Below are 13,415 nucleotides of genomic sequence, written 5' to 3'. Positions count from 1 at the left end.
AAAACGCTCAGTAAGAGCGTTTTTTTTATTTGTATTATTTTGTGATGGTCTGTTTTCTATCTGGGCCAACTGATACAATTGTAATTGGCACTTCCACTTCTTTTTCAATGAAATCAATGTAGTCTTTCAATTCTTTTGGCAATTGGTCGTATGCACTCATACCCGTTAAATCTGCTTGCCAACCTTTGAATTCTGTATAAACCGGTGTTACATTTTCCGGTTCAATGTTGTACGGTAAATGATCAATTGTTTGCCCTTTGTATTGGTAAGATGTACACACTTTCAAAGTATCGAATCCGGAAAGAACGTCACCTTTCATCATCATCAATTGCGTAACACCATTCACTCGAATAGCGTATTTTAGAGCAACTAAATCCAACCATCCGCAACGACGCTGACGGCCGGTTACCGATCCAAATTCGTTACCCACTTTAGCCATAGTATTTCCAGCTTCTTCAAAATCTTCAGTAGGGAAAGGCCCACTACCTACACGGGTGGTATAGGCTTTGAAAATTCCATATACTTCTTTGATTTTATTCGGTGCAATTCCTAATCCGGTACAAGCACCTGCCGCTGTTGTATTTGAAGAGGTAACAAATGGATAGGTTCCAAAGTCTACGTCTAATAACGAACCTTGAGCACCTTCACATAGAATAGATTTTCCTGCTTTTTGTGCTTGGTGTAAGTATTCTTCAGAATCGATGAAAGTTAATTTTTTTAAGTCGGCTACTGCATCGAAAAATTCCTTTTCCAATTCGGCCAAATTGTATTGTATGGAAACATCATAAAACTTGATCATTTCCTCATGTTTGTTGGCTAAATTACGGTATCTCTCTTCGAAATCGGCTAATTCAATATCGCCAACACGGATTCCGTTACGTCCGGTTTTGTCCATATACGTTGGACCGATTCCTTTTAATGTAGATCCAATTTTCGCTTTCCCTTTTGCGGCTTCAGATGCGGCATCCAATAAGCGGTGAGTAGGAAGTATTAGGTGTGCTTTTCTTGAAATTAAAAGCTTTGAATAGATATCGATATTGAATTTTTCCAAGCCTTCAATCTCTTTGATGAAAACCACAGGATCAATTACGACACCGTTACCTATAATGTTGATTGAGTTTTTGTGGAAAATTCCAGAAGGAATCGTTCTTAAAACGTGCTTGATTCCGTCAAATTCCAAAGTGTGTCCCGCATTGGGCCCACCTTGAAAACGGGCAATAATGTCGTACTTTGAGGTTAGTACGTCGACAATTTTTCCTTTGCCTTCATCACCCCATTGTAATCCTAACAGTAAGTCTACAGTCATTGTGTTGTGTTGTTGTATTTGTAATTATTGTTTTTTTGTAGCGTAAAAATAGAGCGAATGGTTTTGGATATCTATGCCAAAGATTTCTTCCATGGTTTGCTTTATTGTTTGAATTCTCGGATCACAAAATTCGATTACTTCTCCGGTATCGGTCATGATGATATGATCGTGTTGCTTGTCGAAGTACGATTTTTCATAATGTGCCTGGTTTTGACCAAACTGATGTTTACGCACCAATCCACAATCCAAAAGTAATTCAATGGTATTGTAAAGAGTAGCACGGGAAACGCGATAGTTTTTGTTTTTCATTTTGATATACAGATTTTCAATATCAAAATGCTCTTCACTATCATAAATTTCCTGAAGGATGGCATAACGTTCAGGAGTTTTGCGATGGCCTTTTTGTTCCAGGTACAGTGTAAAAACATTTTTTACAATTTCCTGATTTGAAGTATTATCCGAAGCTATTTGTGTCATATCCTGCAAAGATAATTCTTTTGTTTAAAAGAAAAAATTATGAAAGGAGTAAAGTTGTAAACGAATGGACATCAGATTGTTTATAAGAATTCCTTTTGAAAAGTAGTTTTGTTTTGATTGTGTAGCAGAGAAAATTTACTATTTAAAAATTGCTACAAATCATGGGTAGCATTTTTTTTTTGATATTTTAAAAATGCTACTGATTGAAAGTAGTAAGTTTTTTTTCTGGCTTAAAAATTGCTACTAAGAATTTTCTGATAAAAAAATAAAATAGATGAATAGAAATAGTAGTTTCAGATCCATGTTGGGTCTTACACAGGAAGACACCGCTATAATTTTAAAAGTTTCGCGTAGCCAATTGTCATTATATGAGTTGGACCAGAAGAATATACCCGTGCGGGCAATGAAAATGTTGAGAGAAGGATGTCAATATGCTGAAACTGCTGAAAAAAAAGTAAAGGAAAAGATGCCGTTTTTTAAAGAACAGGAAGAAAGTATGAAAGTATTTTTGAAGAATGAAATCAGGGAAAATGAATTCGAGCAAATAAAAATACGTCGTCAGATTGAGAGGATTACTGAGAAGTATACATCGGTAGTAATGGCTTTGCAGGCATTGGAGTTTTGGAAACAGCAAGAGGAAGATATATCTTCATACGAAATGCAGGCTTTAATTGTAATTGAAGAACGGATAAGAGTAAAATTATACAAATGCGGTTGGCATATTCAAGAGCAATACCGTATGAAATTGGAGACTTTGGAGTACTACCGAAAAATGCTGGAAGCAAGATGGCAAGAATGTAAGGAGATGCTATGAGCGTAACTGTGAATTCTAGGAAATATGTAGTACATTAGTTCATTGATTCGCCAAATTCAATTTTGCTTCAAATTTGAGTCACTTATTTGCATCATGAAAATTTTAATTATCGAAGACGAGAAAGAAATCGCCAATAGTATACGTGACTATTTGAAGTCAAATGAAATACTTTGCGAAATGAGTGATAGCTGCCAATCCGCTATCGATAAAATCAGTTTATACGATTATGATTGTATCGTTCTGGACTTAATGCTCCCGGACGGTGACGGATTTGAGATTCTCAAGAAGCTGAAAACATTGGATAAAACAGACGGAGTGATTATTATTTCGGCGAAGGAAACTCTGGAAACTAAAATCGAAGGCTTCAATCTTGGTGCCGATGATTATCTCACCAAACCCTTCCATCTTTCTGAATTGCTGGTTCGGATTCAAGCATTGGTACGAAGAAAGAATTTCGGTGGAAATAATTTGGTGGTTTTTAATGAAATTGAAGTAGATGTATTGGGTAAAACCGTAAAAATTGAAGGAAATAAAATTGATTTCACCAAAAAAGAAATGGATTTGCTTTTGTTTCTCATCGGGAATAAAAATAAAGTATTGTCAAAAGGTGCCATTGCGGAGCATCTTTCCGGAGATATGGCCGATATGCTCGATAATTATGATTTTGTATACGCGCATATCAAAAACCTAAAAAAGAAATTAAAAGAATCTGGAAGCAGCGATTATATCAAATCTGTATATGGAACGGGTTATAAATGGGAAGATGACTAAAAAATTACTTCATAAAACACTGAACTATTATTTTGTGTATGCTTTAGTTGTATTACTAAGTATCGGACCTTCATTTTATCTCATTTCCAGTTTTCTTTTTGAAAATGATGCCGATGAAGATCTATTGGTTCTAAAGGATAATTTTACGAATCATACTCTTCATAAACTGAAAGAAAAAGATATCGTTTCTTGGAATAATTTCAGTCACGATATGAAAATTGAAAAAGCAAATGGTAAGGTAAAGGATACCTTGTTTGATTTTAATTTTTATGATTCGGTGAATAAAGAAGTCGAACCGTTCCGAATTTTAGAATCTCCAATACAAATTGAAGGTAAAGCGTATACTTTTTCGGCCCGAATGAATATGGTGGGAAAAGAAAACTTGGTATTTAGTACGGTTACGCTTTTTATTTCATTGCTACTTCTGTTATTTTTAGGTTTTTTTATAATTACCAAAATCATTTCGAAGACGATTTGGAATCCGTTTTATGTGGCTTTGGATCGAATTGAACGATTTGAAATTGATAAGGAAACAGACATCGAATTAATCGCCAGTTCAACGGAAGAATTTGAAAGACTGAATCATGCCCTTCAAAATCTTATCCAAAAGAATCGAATCATCTTCCAAAGTCAACGAGAGTTCATCGAAAATGCCGCTCATGAATTGCAAACACCCATTGCGATTTTTAAAGGTAAAATCGAAACATTATTACAACGCACCGACTTGAATGACGAACAGTTTGAACTTTTGGATAAGCTCAACGAAAGAACAGCCCGATTTGGTAAGTTGAACCGTAATTTGTTATTATTGTCAAAATTAGACAGCAAACAGTATGTAGTGGATGAAGAGGTAGTATTAAATGACACAATTCTCCATCAGTCCGACTTTTTTAAAGAACAGGCGCTTTCCAAAAATATTACCATTACTCTCCATTTGGAAAACGATGTGCTAAAGAAAACCAATCAATCACTATTTGAAATTTTAGTGAGTAATTTATTTTTAAATGCAATCAATCATAATATTGAAAACGGAACGATACAGGTTGCATTAAACAATCATTCGCTTTCCTTTTCGAATACCGGCAGTTCGAAACCACTTAGTAGTACCACACTATTTGAACGCTTTGCAAAGATTGATCCTTCTTCGAAAGGGAACGGTTTGGGGTTGTCTATCGTAAAAAAAATTGTCGATTTGAACCATTGGCGAATTGAATATGGTTTTGAAAACGGACAGCATAATTTCACCCTGCATTTTTAAAATTCTAAATTTCTTCTAATTTCAATATCACCTTTGCTGTAAACTTAATCTTCAGCAATGATAAAATTAGTATTGAATAGTATGCGAAATCGTTTCTCGGTTTTGCTTCATTTTATGGTATGGTTTTTAATTACCTCTCAAATTTTACGTATCGTTTTTTATGTTTGGGAGAAGAAAGACGTGTCTTGGAATCTTTTTACGGTTTTGCGAACATTCTTCACCGGTTTTATTTTTGATATCGGAACCATAGCTTTTATTGTTTTTCCTGCAACACTTTATTTTGCCGTTTTTCCGAACAAATGGATTGGTTCGTGGTTGGATAAATTGTTGGTTTGGTGCTTTACATCACTTACCGTGTTTGTTTTGGTGCTTACTTTTTTTGCCGAAATAACGTTTTGGGAAGAATTTAAAACACGATTCAATTTTATTGCTGTCGATTATCTGATTTATACCCATGAAGTAGTGTCTAATATTCAGGAATCCTATCCTTTGCCTTTGTTGGTTTTAGGTGTGACTGTAGTAACTTTTTTAGTGCTGTTTTTTTTCAATAAAAGAAAATCATTCACAACTACTTTTGCAACAAAAGCGACTTGGAAAGAACGTGTGATTCTACTTTTAGTAGTAGCTGGGATTGGATTGACTTTTGCAATGGGTATTACCAATAATCAGGCTGAATGGTCTTCGAACCGTTACAATTCGGAAATTTCCAAATCAGGAATCTATTCTTTTTTTGCCGCTTTTCGGAACAATCAAATGAAGTATGATGAGTTTTATACTTCGATAGATAAGAATAAGGCGTTTGCCATTGTGAAAAATAATTTGAAGGAAAATAATGCGACGTTTCGTTTCAATGATTTCTCGATTCAAAGAACGATTAAAAGTGGAAACAATCAACCTGAAGTCAAAAAGAATGTGGTTTTCATTTTGGTAGAAAGCTTGAGCGGTAGTTTTATGAAGGAGTTTGGTAATAAGAAGAATATTACTCCTTTTTTGGATAGTATTGCGCAAAAGAGTGTCTTTTTCAATAATTTGTATGCAACCGGAACCAGAACGGTTCGAGGAATGGAAGCCATGACACTTTGTATTCCGCCCACTCCGGGTCAAAGTATTGTAAAACGACCGGAGAATCAAAATTTGTTTACCGTATCTAACGTTTTTAAATCAAAAGGATATTCTTCCAATTTCTTTTATGGAGGTGATGGTTACTTTGATAATATGAATGCTTACTTCGGTGGTAATGGATTTACTATTTACGATAGGGGAAGAGGGAGTGTTTTAAGTGATCAAATAAAAACCACTCGAAATAATATTAACGATAGCGAAGTGACTTTTGAAAATGCATGGGGCATTTGTGATGAAGATATTTACCGTAAAATGATTGAAGTAGCCGATGCGCATTATAAAAATCAAACTCCGTTTTTCAACTTTGTAATGACTACCTCCAATCATCGTCCGTATACTTATCCGGAAGGTAAAATAGATATTCCATCCGGAACTAGTCGTGATGGAGCGGTAAAATACACCGATTTTGCTTTGAAAGAAATGTTCGAAAAAGCGAAACAAAAACCTTGGTTTAAAAACACGGTTTTTGTGATTATAGCCGATCATTGTGCGAGCAGTGCAGGGAAAGAAGAAATTGACGTTGCCAATTACCATATTCCCGCTTTCATTATCAATATGCCCAACAAGATGAACCAAAAAATTGAGAAGCAATGTTCTCAAATTGATTTGTTTCCAACGTTCTTTTCGATGCTGAATTGGAAATATGAATCCAATTTCTTTGGGAAAAATGTGCTGGTAGATAATTTTAAAGAAAGAGCCTTGATGGGAACTTATCGAAAATTAGTACTGATGAAGCAGGATAAAGTGATGGTTTTGTCGGATCAGAAAAAACAAAATTTTTATACTTGGAATAAATCAGACAATAGTCTAACGCCCATTCCAATAAACAAGACGTTTTTCGATGAGGCCATTTCATGGTACCAGACAGCCGATTATCTTTTTACGAATAAAATGCTGAGATAAATGGTGTTGTTTTCAGAAATGGATCAGGAATAGACTACTAAGTTAATTATTGTAAACTCTAGTTACTTTGTCTACCCCGTCAATTTTTTTGATGTTGTCAATCAATTTCTTAAGTACTGTATTATTCGGAACTACAACAGTTAGTTTACCATTAAAAATACCAGCTTCTCCAGAAAGTGAAATATTTTGAATGTTAACATGCATATTGTTCGAAATCACTCTCGTTAGTTCGTTTGTGAGTCCGATACTGTCCATACCGGTAATCTGAAGAGTCGCTTTGAATTCCTGTTGTGAAGAGTCAATCCATCTTGCTTGAATAATACGATACGCATAGTTTGATTGCATACTGATGGCATTAGGGCAATCTCTTTTATGTACTTTAATTCCTTCATTGATAGTCACAAAACCGAATACGGGATCACCAGGAATCGGGTTACAGCAAGAGGATAGTTTATAATCCAATCGATCCTGTTCGACACCAAACACCAACAAGTCGTAATTGCTAGTGAGTTCGTCTTTTTGCAACATCTCCGGATTGGTCGGAGTTCGTTTGATTTTATTTTTGAAGAAATTGAAAAAGGTATTGCTTTTTTGAGCTGCATAATCTTTCAATTGCTGATTGTCTACTGATCCAATACCAACACGATAAAACAAGTCCAGACTGGTTTTTAATTTCAAAAAAGCAACCAATTCGTTGACCGTAGTTTCATTCAGGGTAATTTTTAAATGGCGCAGTTTTCGCTCCAGAATTTCTTTTCCTTCTTCACCAATTTTCTTTGTATTCTCGTTGAGTACGTTGCGAATTTTATTTTTAGCTCTGGCGGTAGTTACATAATCCAACCAGTTGGCGGTTGGCTTTTGATTGGCTGAAGTAATAATTTCTACTTGATCGCCACTTTTCAATTCATGGTTCAGCGGAACTAATTTTCCATTAACTCTCGTTCCTCTTGTTTTTACACCAATTTCAGAATGTATGGAAAAGGCAAAATCCAAAGAAGTTGCCCCTTTTGGCAAGGATTTGATTTCTCCTTTCGGAGTAAAGACATAGATTTCTTTGGCATACAAATTCATTTTGAAATCTTCCACGAAATCTACGGCATTGGTTTCCGAATTTTCTAATGCTTCTTTTAATAAATTCAACCACGTATCCAAGCCGCTTTCTTCGTTAGCACCTTGTTTGTATTTGTAATGTGCTGCGTATCCTTTTTCGGCAATTTCATCCATTCGTTCACTTCGAACCTGAATCTCAACCCATCTTCCCAATGGTCCCATAACGGTAATGTGTAACGCTTCGTATCCTGTTGATTTTGGAGAAGAAATCCAATCGCGCAAACGACTCGGAGACGGGCGGTAATGATCCGTTACTACCGAATAGATTTTCCAAGCTAGAAATTTTTCATCGTGAGGATTCGATTTGTAAACAATGCGTAAGGCAAACTTATCATACACTTCATCAAAACTTACGTTTTGTGCTGCCATCTTGCGTCGAATCGAGTAGATGGATTTTGGTCGGCCTTTGATAATATATTCTATTCCTTCTTCATCCAACGATTTTTTCAACACATCGGAAATGTTTTTAATATAAGCGTCCTGTTCTTCTTTGGTTTCTTTTATTTTACTAACGATATCATTGTAAACGGCCGGTTCGGTATATTTTAGTCCTAAATCTTCCAGTTGTGTTTTGATATTGTATAAGCCTAAACGATGGGCAAGAGGAGCATAAATGTATAAGGTTTCTGAAGCAATTTTGACTTGTTTGTAATCGGCCATGGATTCCATGGTTTGCATATTATGAAGTCGGTCGGCCAACTTAATAATGATTACACGAACGTCATCATTCAAGGTAAGTAGCATCTTACGGAAGTTCTCCGCCTGCATAGAGATATTCATGTCCTTTTTAACCTGAGATATTTTGGTTAAACCGGCAACCAATTGAGCAACTTTAGGGTTGAACAACTTTTCGATATCTTCTACGGTAACATCAGTATCTTCTACAACATCGTGCATTAAGGCAGCAGCAATGGCAGTGGCACCCAAACCGATTTCACCAGCCACAATTTTAGCGACAGCAATGGGGTGAAATATATAAGCTTCACCTGATTTACGACGTTGATCCTGATGTGCTTCCACAGCAACATCGAAAGCTTTTCTGATCAGTTTTTTGTCTTCAGTTGTAAGGGTCTGGTAACTAATGCGAAGTAATTCTTTGTATTCCTGAGCAATTGCTTTGTTTTCCTTCTCGATATCTATCTCAACCATGTCATTCTTCTTCTATTCCTTAAAATTACTCACTTTTGAAAACATTTCAAAGAGTTGTATGAAAATTAGGTTATTTTTTAACACCTTTTGAAGTTCCTTTCGTAAATTCCAAATCATGGAAATCATAACTGAAATCCGTTAAATCGGAAATGGCTTTCATCGTCATTTTTTTTCCTTTGTTTTCGAAAGTCATGAAAGCATCGGCTGTTAGGGTTCGATTGTCCCATTTCACGATGTATGTATCGCCTTTGTAGCTCAAAATTTGGCCTTTTAGGTTTTTAGAACGAGTGGATTTAAAATAATATTTTCCATTGGATTGGTACAATTCAATTTCACCAAACCAATTGTCTCTATACTTGCCTAAATAAGGGAATGAAAACGTTTCTTTGGCAATTCCGAAAGCTTCTGACATGGTTTTTTCATGGTTTTTAAAGGCTTCCGCTTCTCTTTCGCTATATAATTTCACATAATCTTTAGTCTCTACATTTAGATAACTGTCTTTGATTGTGTTTGTGATTGCTGAAAATGCTCCTCCGGATTGTTGATTGGTAAATACTATGATTCCCAAATTGAGTTCAGGAATTAAAGTGAATTGTGTTACGTTTCCTTCCAAACCACCTGTATGCGACAATTGTTTGTAGCCTTTAATATCGCTCAAAAACCAACCCAAACCATATCCACTGAAATGTGTATTGTATGGTGCTCTAGTGAAACTTGGTGTAATCGTTTGTAATTGCCCCATTTCTCTGTATTGCGCTTCGGACAGCAATGGTTTGTTGTTGTCGAGTTTTCCACCATTCAACTGAACCAAAGCCCATTTGCTCATATCAGCTACACTCGAGTAAATTCCCGCTGCACCGTCAAATATATGACTACTGTATCTTGGGATAATTACCAATTTACCATCCGTAGGAACATGAGGGTCAATAACATTGGAAGTGTCTTTTAAATTTCCAACATTGCTTACGCTGTTAGTCATTCCAACAGGATTTAGAATACGCTCTTGTACAAAATCGGCCCATGATTTACCGCTTACTTTTGCTACAACTTCACTCGCAGTTACATACAAAACATTATTGTATTCGAAATTGTTTCTGAAGCTGGTAACCGGTTTAAGGTAACGAATATTGGACACCAATTCTGTGGCTGTAAAATCGGTGCCGTCAGGCCAAACCATCAAATCTCCGGCGCCTAAACCTAAACCACTACGATGGGTTACCAAATCACGAATTGTAAATTGTTGTGTTACATACGGATCATACATTTTGAAGTGAGGTAAATATGTAGTGACTTTATCGTCCCATTTTAATTTACCTTCATCAGCTAATATAGCCAAGGCCGTACATGTAAATGCTTTACTATTGGATGCAATTCCGAATAGGGTATTTTCGTTAACGGGTTCGTTAGTTTGCAATGACTTTACACCATAGCCTTTGGCATGAACTATTTTGCCGTCTTTCACCACAGCAACAGCAATACCGGGTACATTAAAAGCCGTTAATGTTTTAGCAGTAACTTCATCTATTTGTTGCGAAGTAATTTGTGCAAATGCATTGTAACTTATTAGTAGTAATGCGAAAAAGTAAATTTTCTTCATAGTGTGTTGTATTTTTCTAGTGCGAATTGAATGGTGGAATATAGTTCATTTTCCCAATTAATGGATTCAATAACAGGGAATTTTTTGTTTTTGCGGAAATCGGTTGGAGCAATGATGATTGGAAACCGCTGATTGGTCGATTTGGCAGCCAAAGTAAAGACTTCTTCTATGTTTTTATCTCCAATGGGTATGCATCCAATGGTTACTTTTTTTCCGTGAATCATAATGTCTCCACCTAAATCAGTTCGACCATCCGTTTTGGCTTTTTCCAAATCAAAAGCATTAGGGTAACTGACTTTCATGGAAAGATGATAACGACTATTCGGATTGAGGTATTCCATGCTGTAAATACCTTCTGGTATTTGTTTGTCTCCGTTGACTAATTTTGGGCCAATCTTACCACTGAAAGCGGTGAAGTCGTATGTTTTGAGGTGTTTGTAATCGGAATTTGGATTTTTGGCATATAGCTCCAGTTTTCGAGTATCTTTAAAGGCTAATAAAGCAATTTCAAAGTTAGTGGAATCAATTTTCGCCTCTTTAAAGTTTAGAGTGTACTTCTCCAATACTTTTTTTTCGTGTTTAGAAATAACCTGTTCTACAGTATGCTTGGTTTTATTTTTGAAATACCAATCGGCAATTTTTTTGCGGAAAACCATCAGGATAGCCATACAACCAAGAATTAGAAAAAAGAGTTTTTTTATCATTTGAAATTGCGTTGTCTTTTGGCTTCAAAAATCAATATTGCGGCGGCAACCGATACATTCATACTGTCTATTTCACCTTGCATCGGAATGATAATATTCTGTGTAGCATGATCGCGCCATTCTTGACTTAAACCGGTTGCTTCGGTACCTACAACTAATGCAGTTGCTTTGGTATAATCCTGCACATGATAGCTTGTCGAATTTTGCAATGTAGCAGCATAAAAATCAATATTGTTATCTTTTAAAAAGCGAATAATTTCTTCGGTCGTTCCAACTGCTATCTGATTGGTGAAAATACAACCTACGCTCGAACGGACAATATTCGGGTTGAACATGTCACTTTTCGGATTGGCAATAATTACGGCATCCAAATTTGCAGCATCTGCAGTGCGCAGCATGGCACCAATATTTCCCGGTTTTTCAGGAGCTTCGGCTACTAAAATCAAAGGATTGTCAGGTAGTTGTAAATCAGATAAATGGAATGATTTGGCTTTTGCTACGGCCAAAATACCTTCCGTTGTGTCGCGATAAGCTAATTTTTGATAGACATCACGGGAGATTTCTATTCGTTCAATTTCAGTATTTGCGAATTTTGCTATTTGCGAATGATCCAATACGTCATTACAGTATAAAATCGTTAGCAATTCATATCCGCCTTTTTGGGCCAATTCAATTTCTCGAACACCTTCTATTAAAAATGTTCCCGTTTTTTTGCGTTCTTTCGATTTTTCCTGAAGTAAAACCAAAGATTTGATATATGGATTTTGTACCGAAGTGATTTGTTTCAATGGGAGTATAGCTTAGTTACTAAATGGCTAAGTTACTAAGTTTTTTTTCATCTCCAAATGAGAAAAACACAATGAATTACAGAATTCCTCTGGCTTTTATTTCCAAATATTTATTGATGGTGTCTAGTGTCAGATTCTCAGGTTGGGTAAGTACGGTGTAAATCCCATATTTTTTCAACTCATTGACAATTAAACGTTTTTCAAAAGTGAATTTTTCGGCTATGACTTTATCGTATACTTCCTGAATGGTTTCCGTTTTTTTATCGATGAACTGATTCAATTCGGTATTGTTAAAGAAGACAACTACTAATAAATGATTTTTGGCAATTCCTTTCAAATAGGGTAATTGACGGTGTAGATTATCTAATGTCTCAAAATTGGTGTACAAAATAATCAGACTTCGATGCGTGATGTTTTTCTTAATATCAACATACAATCGGCTGTAATCACTCTCGAAGAAATCGGTTTTGATATTGTATAACGATTCCAGTATTTTCTGCATTTGCGACGAACGCTTTTCTGCAATTACACGGTTCTCCACTTTTTTAGAGAAACTTAGCATTCCGGCTTTGTCTTGTTTCTTCAGAATGATATTGGATAAAACCAAGGTGGAATTGATGGCGTAATCCAATAAACTCAATCCGTTAAAAGGCATTTTCATGACACGCCCTTTATCGATGAGCATATATACTGATTGTGATTTTTCATCTTGGAATTGGTTGACCATTAAGGCATTTTTCTTAGCTGTAGCTTTCCAATTCAATGTTCTTATATCGTCGCCTTGTACATATTCTTTGATTTGTTCAAACTCCATCGTATGACCAATTCTTCTTATTTTTTTTAGTCCGTATTGGTGTAGATTGTTAGAAAAAGCCATTAAGTCATACTTTCGTAATTGAATGTAGGAAGGGTAAGTTGGCACCATTTTTCCACCATCGAATATAAAACGCTTTGAAATGAGTCGAAGGGGTGAAGAAACATAGATGTTCAAGTTGCCAAAATGGTATTCCCCACGTTGTGTTGGACGTAAATTATAATTTAGAATCTCTTCAGCGGATGCCTTTATTTTTTTATTGATTTCAAAATTACGGACTTGGAATTGGAACGGAATTTCATCAATAATTTTTATCCAAATCGGGAACGTGAAATAGTTTTTGATTTCCAATCGGATAGGGTTTTCATCGCCATTCGAAAGTTTTTCTGGAGTTATCCTAGTGGCTTCAATTCCGGTTTTTGCAAAAAAGACTATCACTATATCCAATACAAGGAATGTGATTAGTGTCAATAATGCATTCCACACCATATTGTAAAGCACTGGAAACATGAATGCCAAACAAAATAGTGCTACGATGCCGATAAGGCAGTAGAAAAAGAAGTTATTGATGTATAGTTTTTTAAAAAAATTCAAATCGGACT

11 protein-coding genes are annotated in these 13,415 nt (G+C 35.7%); 4 read left to right on the top strand and 7 right to left on the bottom strand.

What is annotated here, in order from left to right; translation table 11 throughout:
- Positions 1-34: 34 nt before the first annotated feature.
- On the bottom strand, positions 35-1,306 hold the full coding sequence (locus ACFO7M_RS07655) for an adenylosuccinate synthase (RefSeq protein ID WP_379734920.1): 1,272 nt from the start codon (positions 1,304-1,306) through the stop codon (positions 35-37).
- A gap of 24 nt (positions 1,307-1,330) precedes the next feature.
- A complete protein-coding gene (locus ACFO7M_RS07650) occupies positions 1,331-1,783 on the bottom strand; it encodes a Fur family transcriptional regulator (RefSeq protein WP_379713772.1) in 453 nt (150 codons plus the stop codon).
- Between the two features lie 274 nt (positions 1,784-2,057).
- On the opposite strand from ACFO7M_RS07650, the gene ACFO7M_RS07645 reads away from it, so the two are divergent.
- The 4 genes from ACFO7M_RS07645 to ACFO7M_RS07630 all read left to right on the top strand — a co-directional run bounded on the left by ACFO7M_RS07645 (position 2,058) and on the right by ACFO7M_RS07630 (position 6,651).
- Complete coding sequence (locus ACFO7M_RS07645; RefSeq protein WP_379734918.1) at positions 2,058-2,597, top strand: hypothetical protein; 540 nt, start codon at positions 2,058-2,060, stop codon at positions 2,595-2,597.
- A gap of 93 nt (positions 2,598-2,690) precedes the next feature.
- A complete protein-coding gene (locus ACFO7M_RS07640) occupies positions 2,691-3,368 on the top strand; it encodes a response regulator transcription factor (RefSeq protein ID WP_379734917.1) in 678 nt (225 codons plus the stop codon).
- The gene (locus ACFO7M_RS07635; RefSeq protein WP_379734915.1) at positions 3,361-4,626 is read left to right on the top strand and encodes a sensor histidine kinase; all 1,266 of its coding nucleotides are present in this window, start codon (positions 3,361-3,363) and stop codon (positions 4,624-4,626) included. The genes ACFO7M_RS07640 and ACFO7M_RS07635 overlap by 8 nt, the downstream gene beginning before the upstream one ends.
- Before the next feature lie 57 nt (positions 4,627-4,683).
- On the top strand, positions 4,684-6,651 hold the full coding sequence (locus ACFO7M_RS07630; RefSeq protein ID WP_379734914.1) for an LTA synthase family protein: 1,968 nt from the start codon (positions 4,684-4,686) through the stop codon (positions 6,649-6,651).
- Between the two features lie 42 nt (positions 6,652-6,693).
- Here ACFO7M_RS07630 and ACFO7M_RS07625 read toward each other — a convergent pair whose 3' ends face one another.
- From ACFO7M_RS07625 to ACFO7M_RS07605, 5 genes are all read right to left on the bottom strand, one after another.
- Positions 6,694-8,910, bottom strand: coding sequence for a RelA/SpoT family protein (locus ACFO7M_RS07625; protein ID WP_379713762.1), 2,217 nt, complete (start codon positions 8,908-8,910; stop codon positions 6,694-6,696).
- A 70-nt stretch (positions 8,911-8,980) separates the two neighbouring features.
- Positions 8,981-10,507, bottom strand: a complete 1,527-nt coding sequence (locus tag ACFO7M_RS07620) for a serine hydrolase (RefSeq protein WP_379734912.1) — start codon at positions 10,505-10,507, stop codon at positions 8,981-8,983.
- Positions 10,504-11,175: a L,D-transpeptidase family protein gene (locus ACFO7M_RS07615; protein WP_379734910.1), complete on the bottom strand. Its 672-nt coding sequence runs from the start codon at positions 11,173-11,175 to the stop codon at positions 10,504-10,506. Before ACFO7M_RS07615 ends, ACFO7M_RS07620 begins: the two co-directional genes overlap by 4 nt.
- A 32-nt stretch (positions 11,176-11,207) precedes the next feature.
- Positions 11,208-11,999, bottom strand: coding sequence for a TrmH family RNA methyltransferase (locus ACFO7M_RS07610; RefSeq protein WP_379734908.1), 792 nt, complete (start codon positions 11,997-11,999; stop codon positions 11,208-11,210).
- Between the two features lie 76 nt (positions 12,000-12,075).
- Positions 12,076-13,407, bottom strand: coding sequence for a DUF58 domain-containing protein (locus ACFO7M_RS07605; protein WP_379713754.1), 1,332 nt, complete (start codon positions 13,405-13,407; stop codon positions 12,076-12,078).
- Between the last annotated feature and the right edge of the window lie 8 nt (positions 13,408-13,415).

The organism is Flavobacterium sp. GCM10023249 (genome assembly GCF_042653365.1).
Taxonomy (GTDB): Bacteria; Bacteroidota; Bacteroidia; order Flavobacteriales; family Flavobacteriaceae; genus Flavobacterium.
Note: the sequence above shows the minus strand (reverse complement) of the source record. Positions and strands in the feature narration are given on the sequence as shown.

Coding starts and splice junctions, on each gene's coding strand:
- ACFO7M_RS07650 (WP_379713772.1), bottom strand. CDS start 1,783: ATGACACAAATAGCTTCGGATAATACTTCAAATCAGGAAATTGTAAAA.
- ACFO7M_RS07645 (WP_379734918.1), top strand. CDS start 2,058: ATGAATAGAAATAGTAGTTTCAGATCCATGTTGGGTCTTACACAGGAA.
- ACFO7M_RS07630 (WP_379734914.1), top strand. CDS start 4,684: ATGATAAAATTAGTATTGAATAGTATGCGAAATCGTTTCTCGGTTTTG.
- ACFO7M_RS07635 (WP_379734915.1), top strand. CDS start 3,361: ATGACTAAAAAATTACTTCATAAAACACTGAACTATTATTTTGTGTAT.
- ACFO7M_RS07640 (WP_379734917.1), top strand. CDS start 2,691: ATGAAAATTTTAATTATCGAAGACGAGAAAGAAATCGCCAATAGTATA.
- ACFO7M_RS07625 (WP_379713762.1), bottom strand. CDS start 8,910: ATGGTTGAGATAGATATCGAGAAGGAAAACAAAGCAATTGCTCAGGAA.
- ACFO7M_RS07615 (WP_379734910.1), bottom strand. CDS start 11,175: ATGGCTATCCTGATGGTTTTCCGCAAAAAAATTGCCGATTGGTATTTC.
- ACFO7M_RS07620 (WP_379734912.1), bottom strand. CDS start 10,507: ATGAAGAAAATTTACTTTTTCGCATTACTACTAATAAGTTACAATGCA.
- ACFO7M_RS07655 (WP_379734920.1), bottom strand. CDS start 1,306: ATGACTGTAGACTTACTGTTAGGATTACAATGGGGTGATGAAGGCAAA.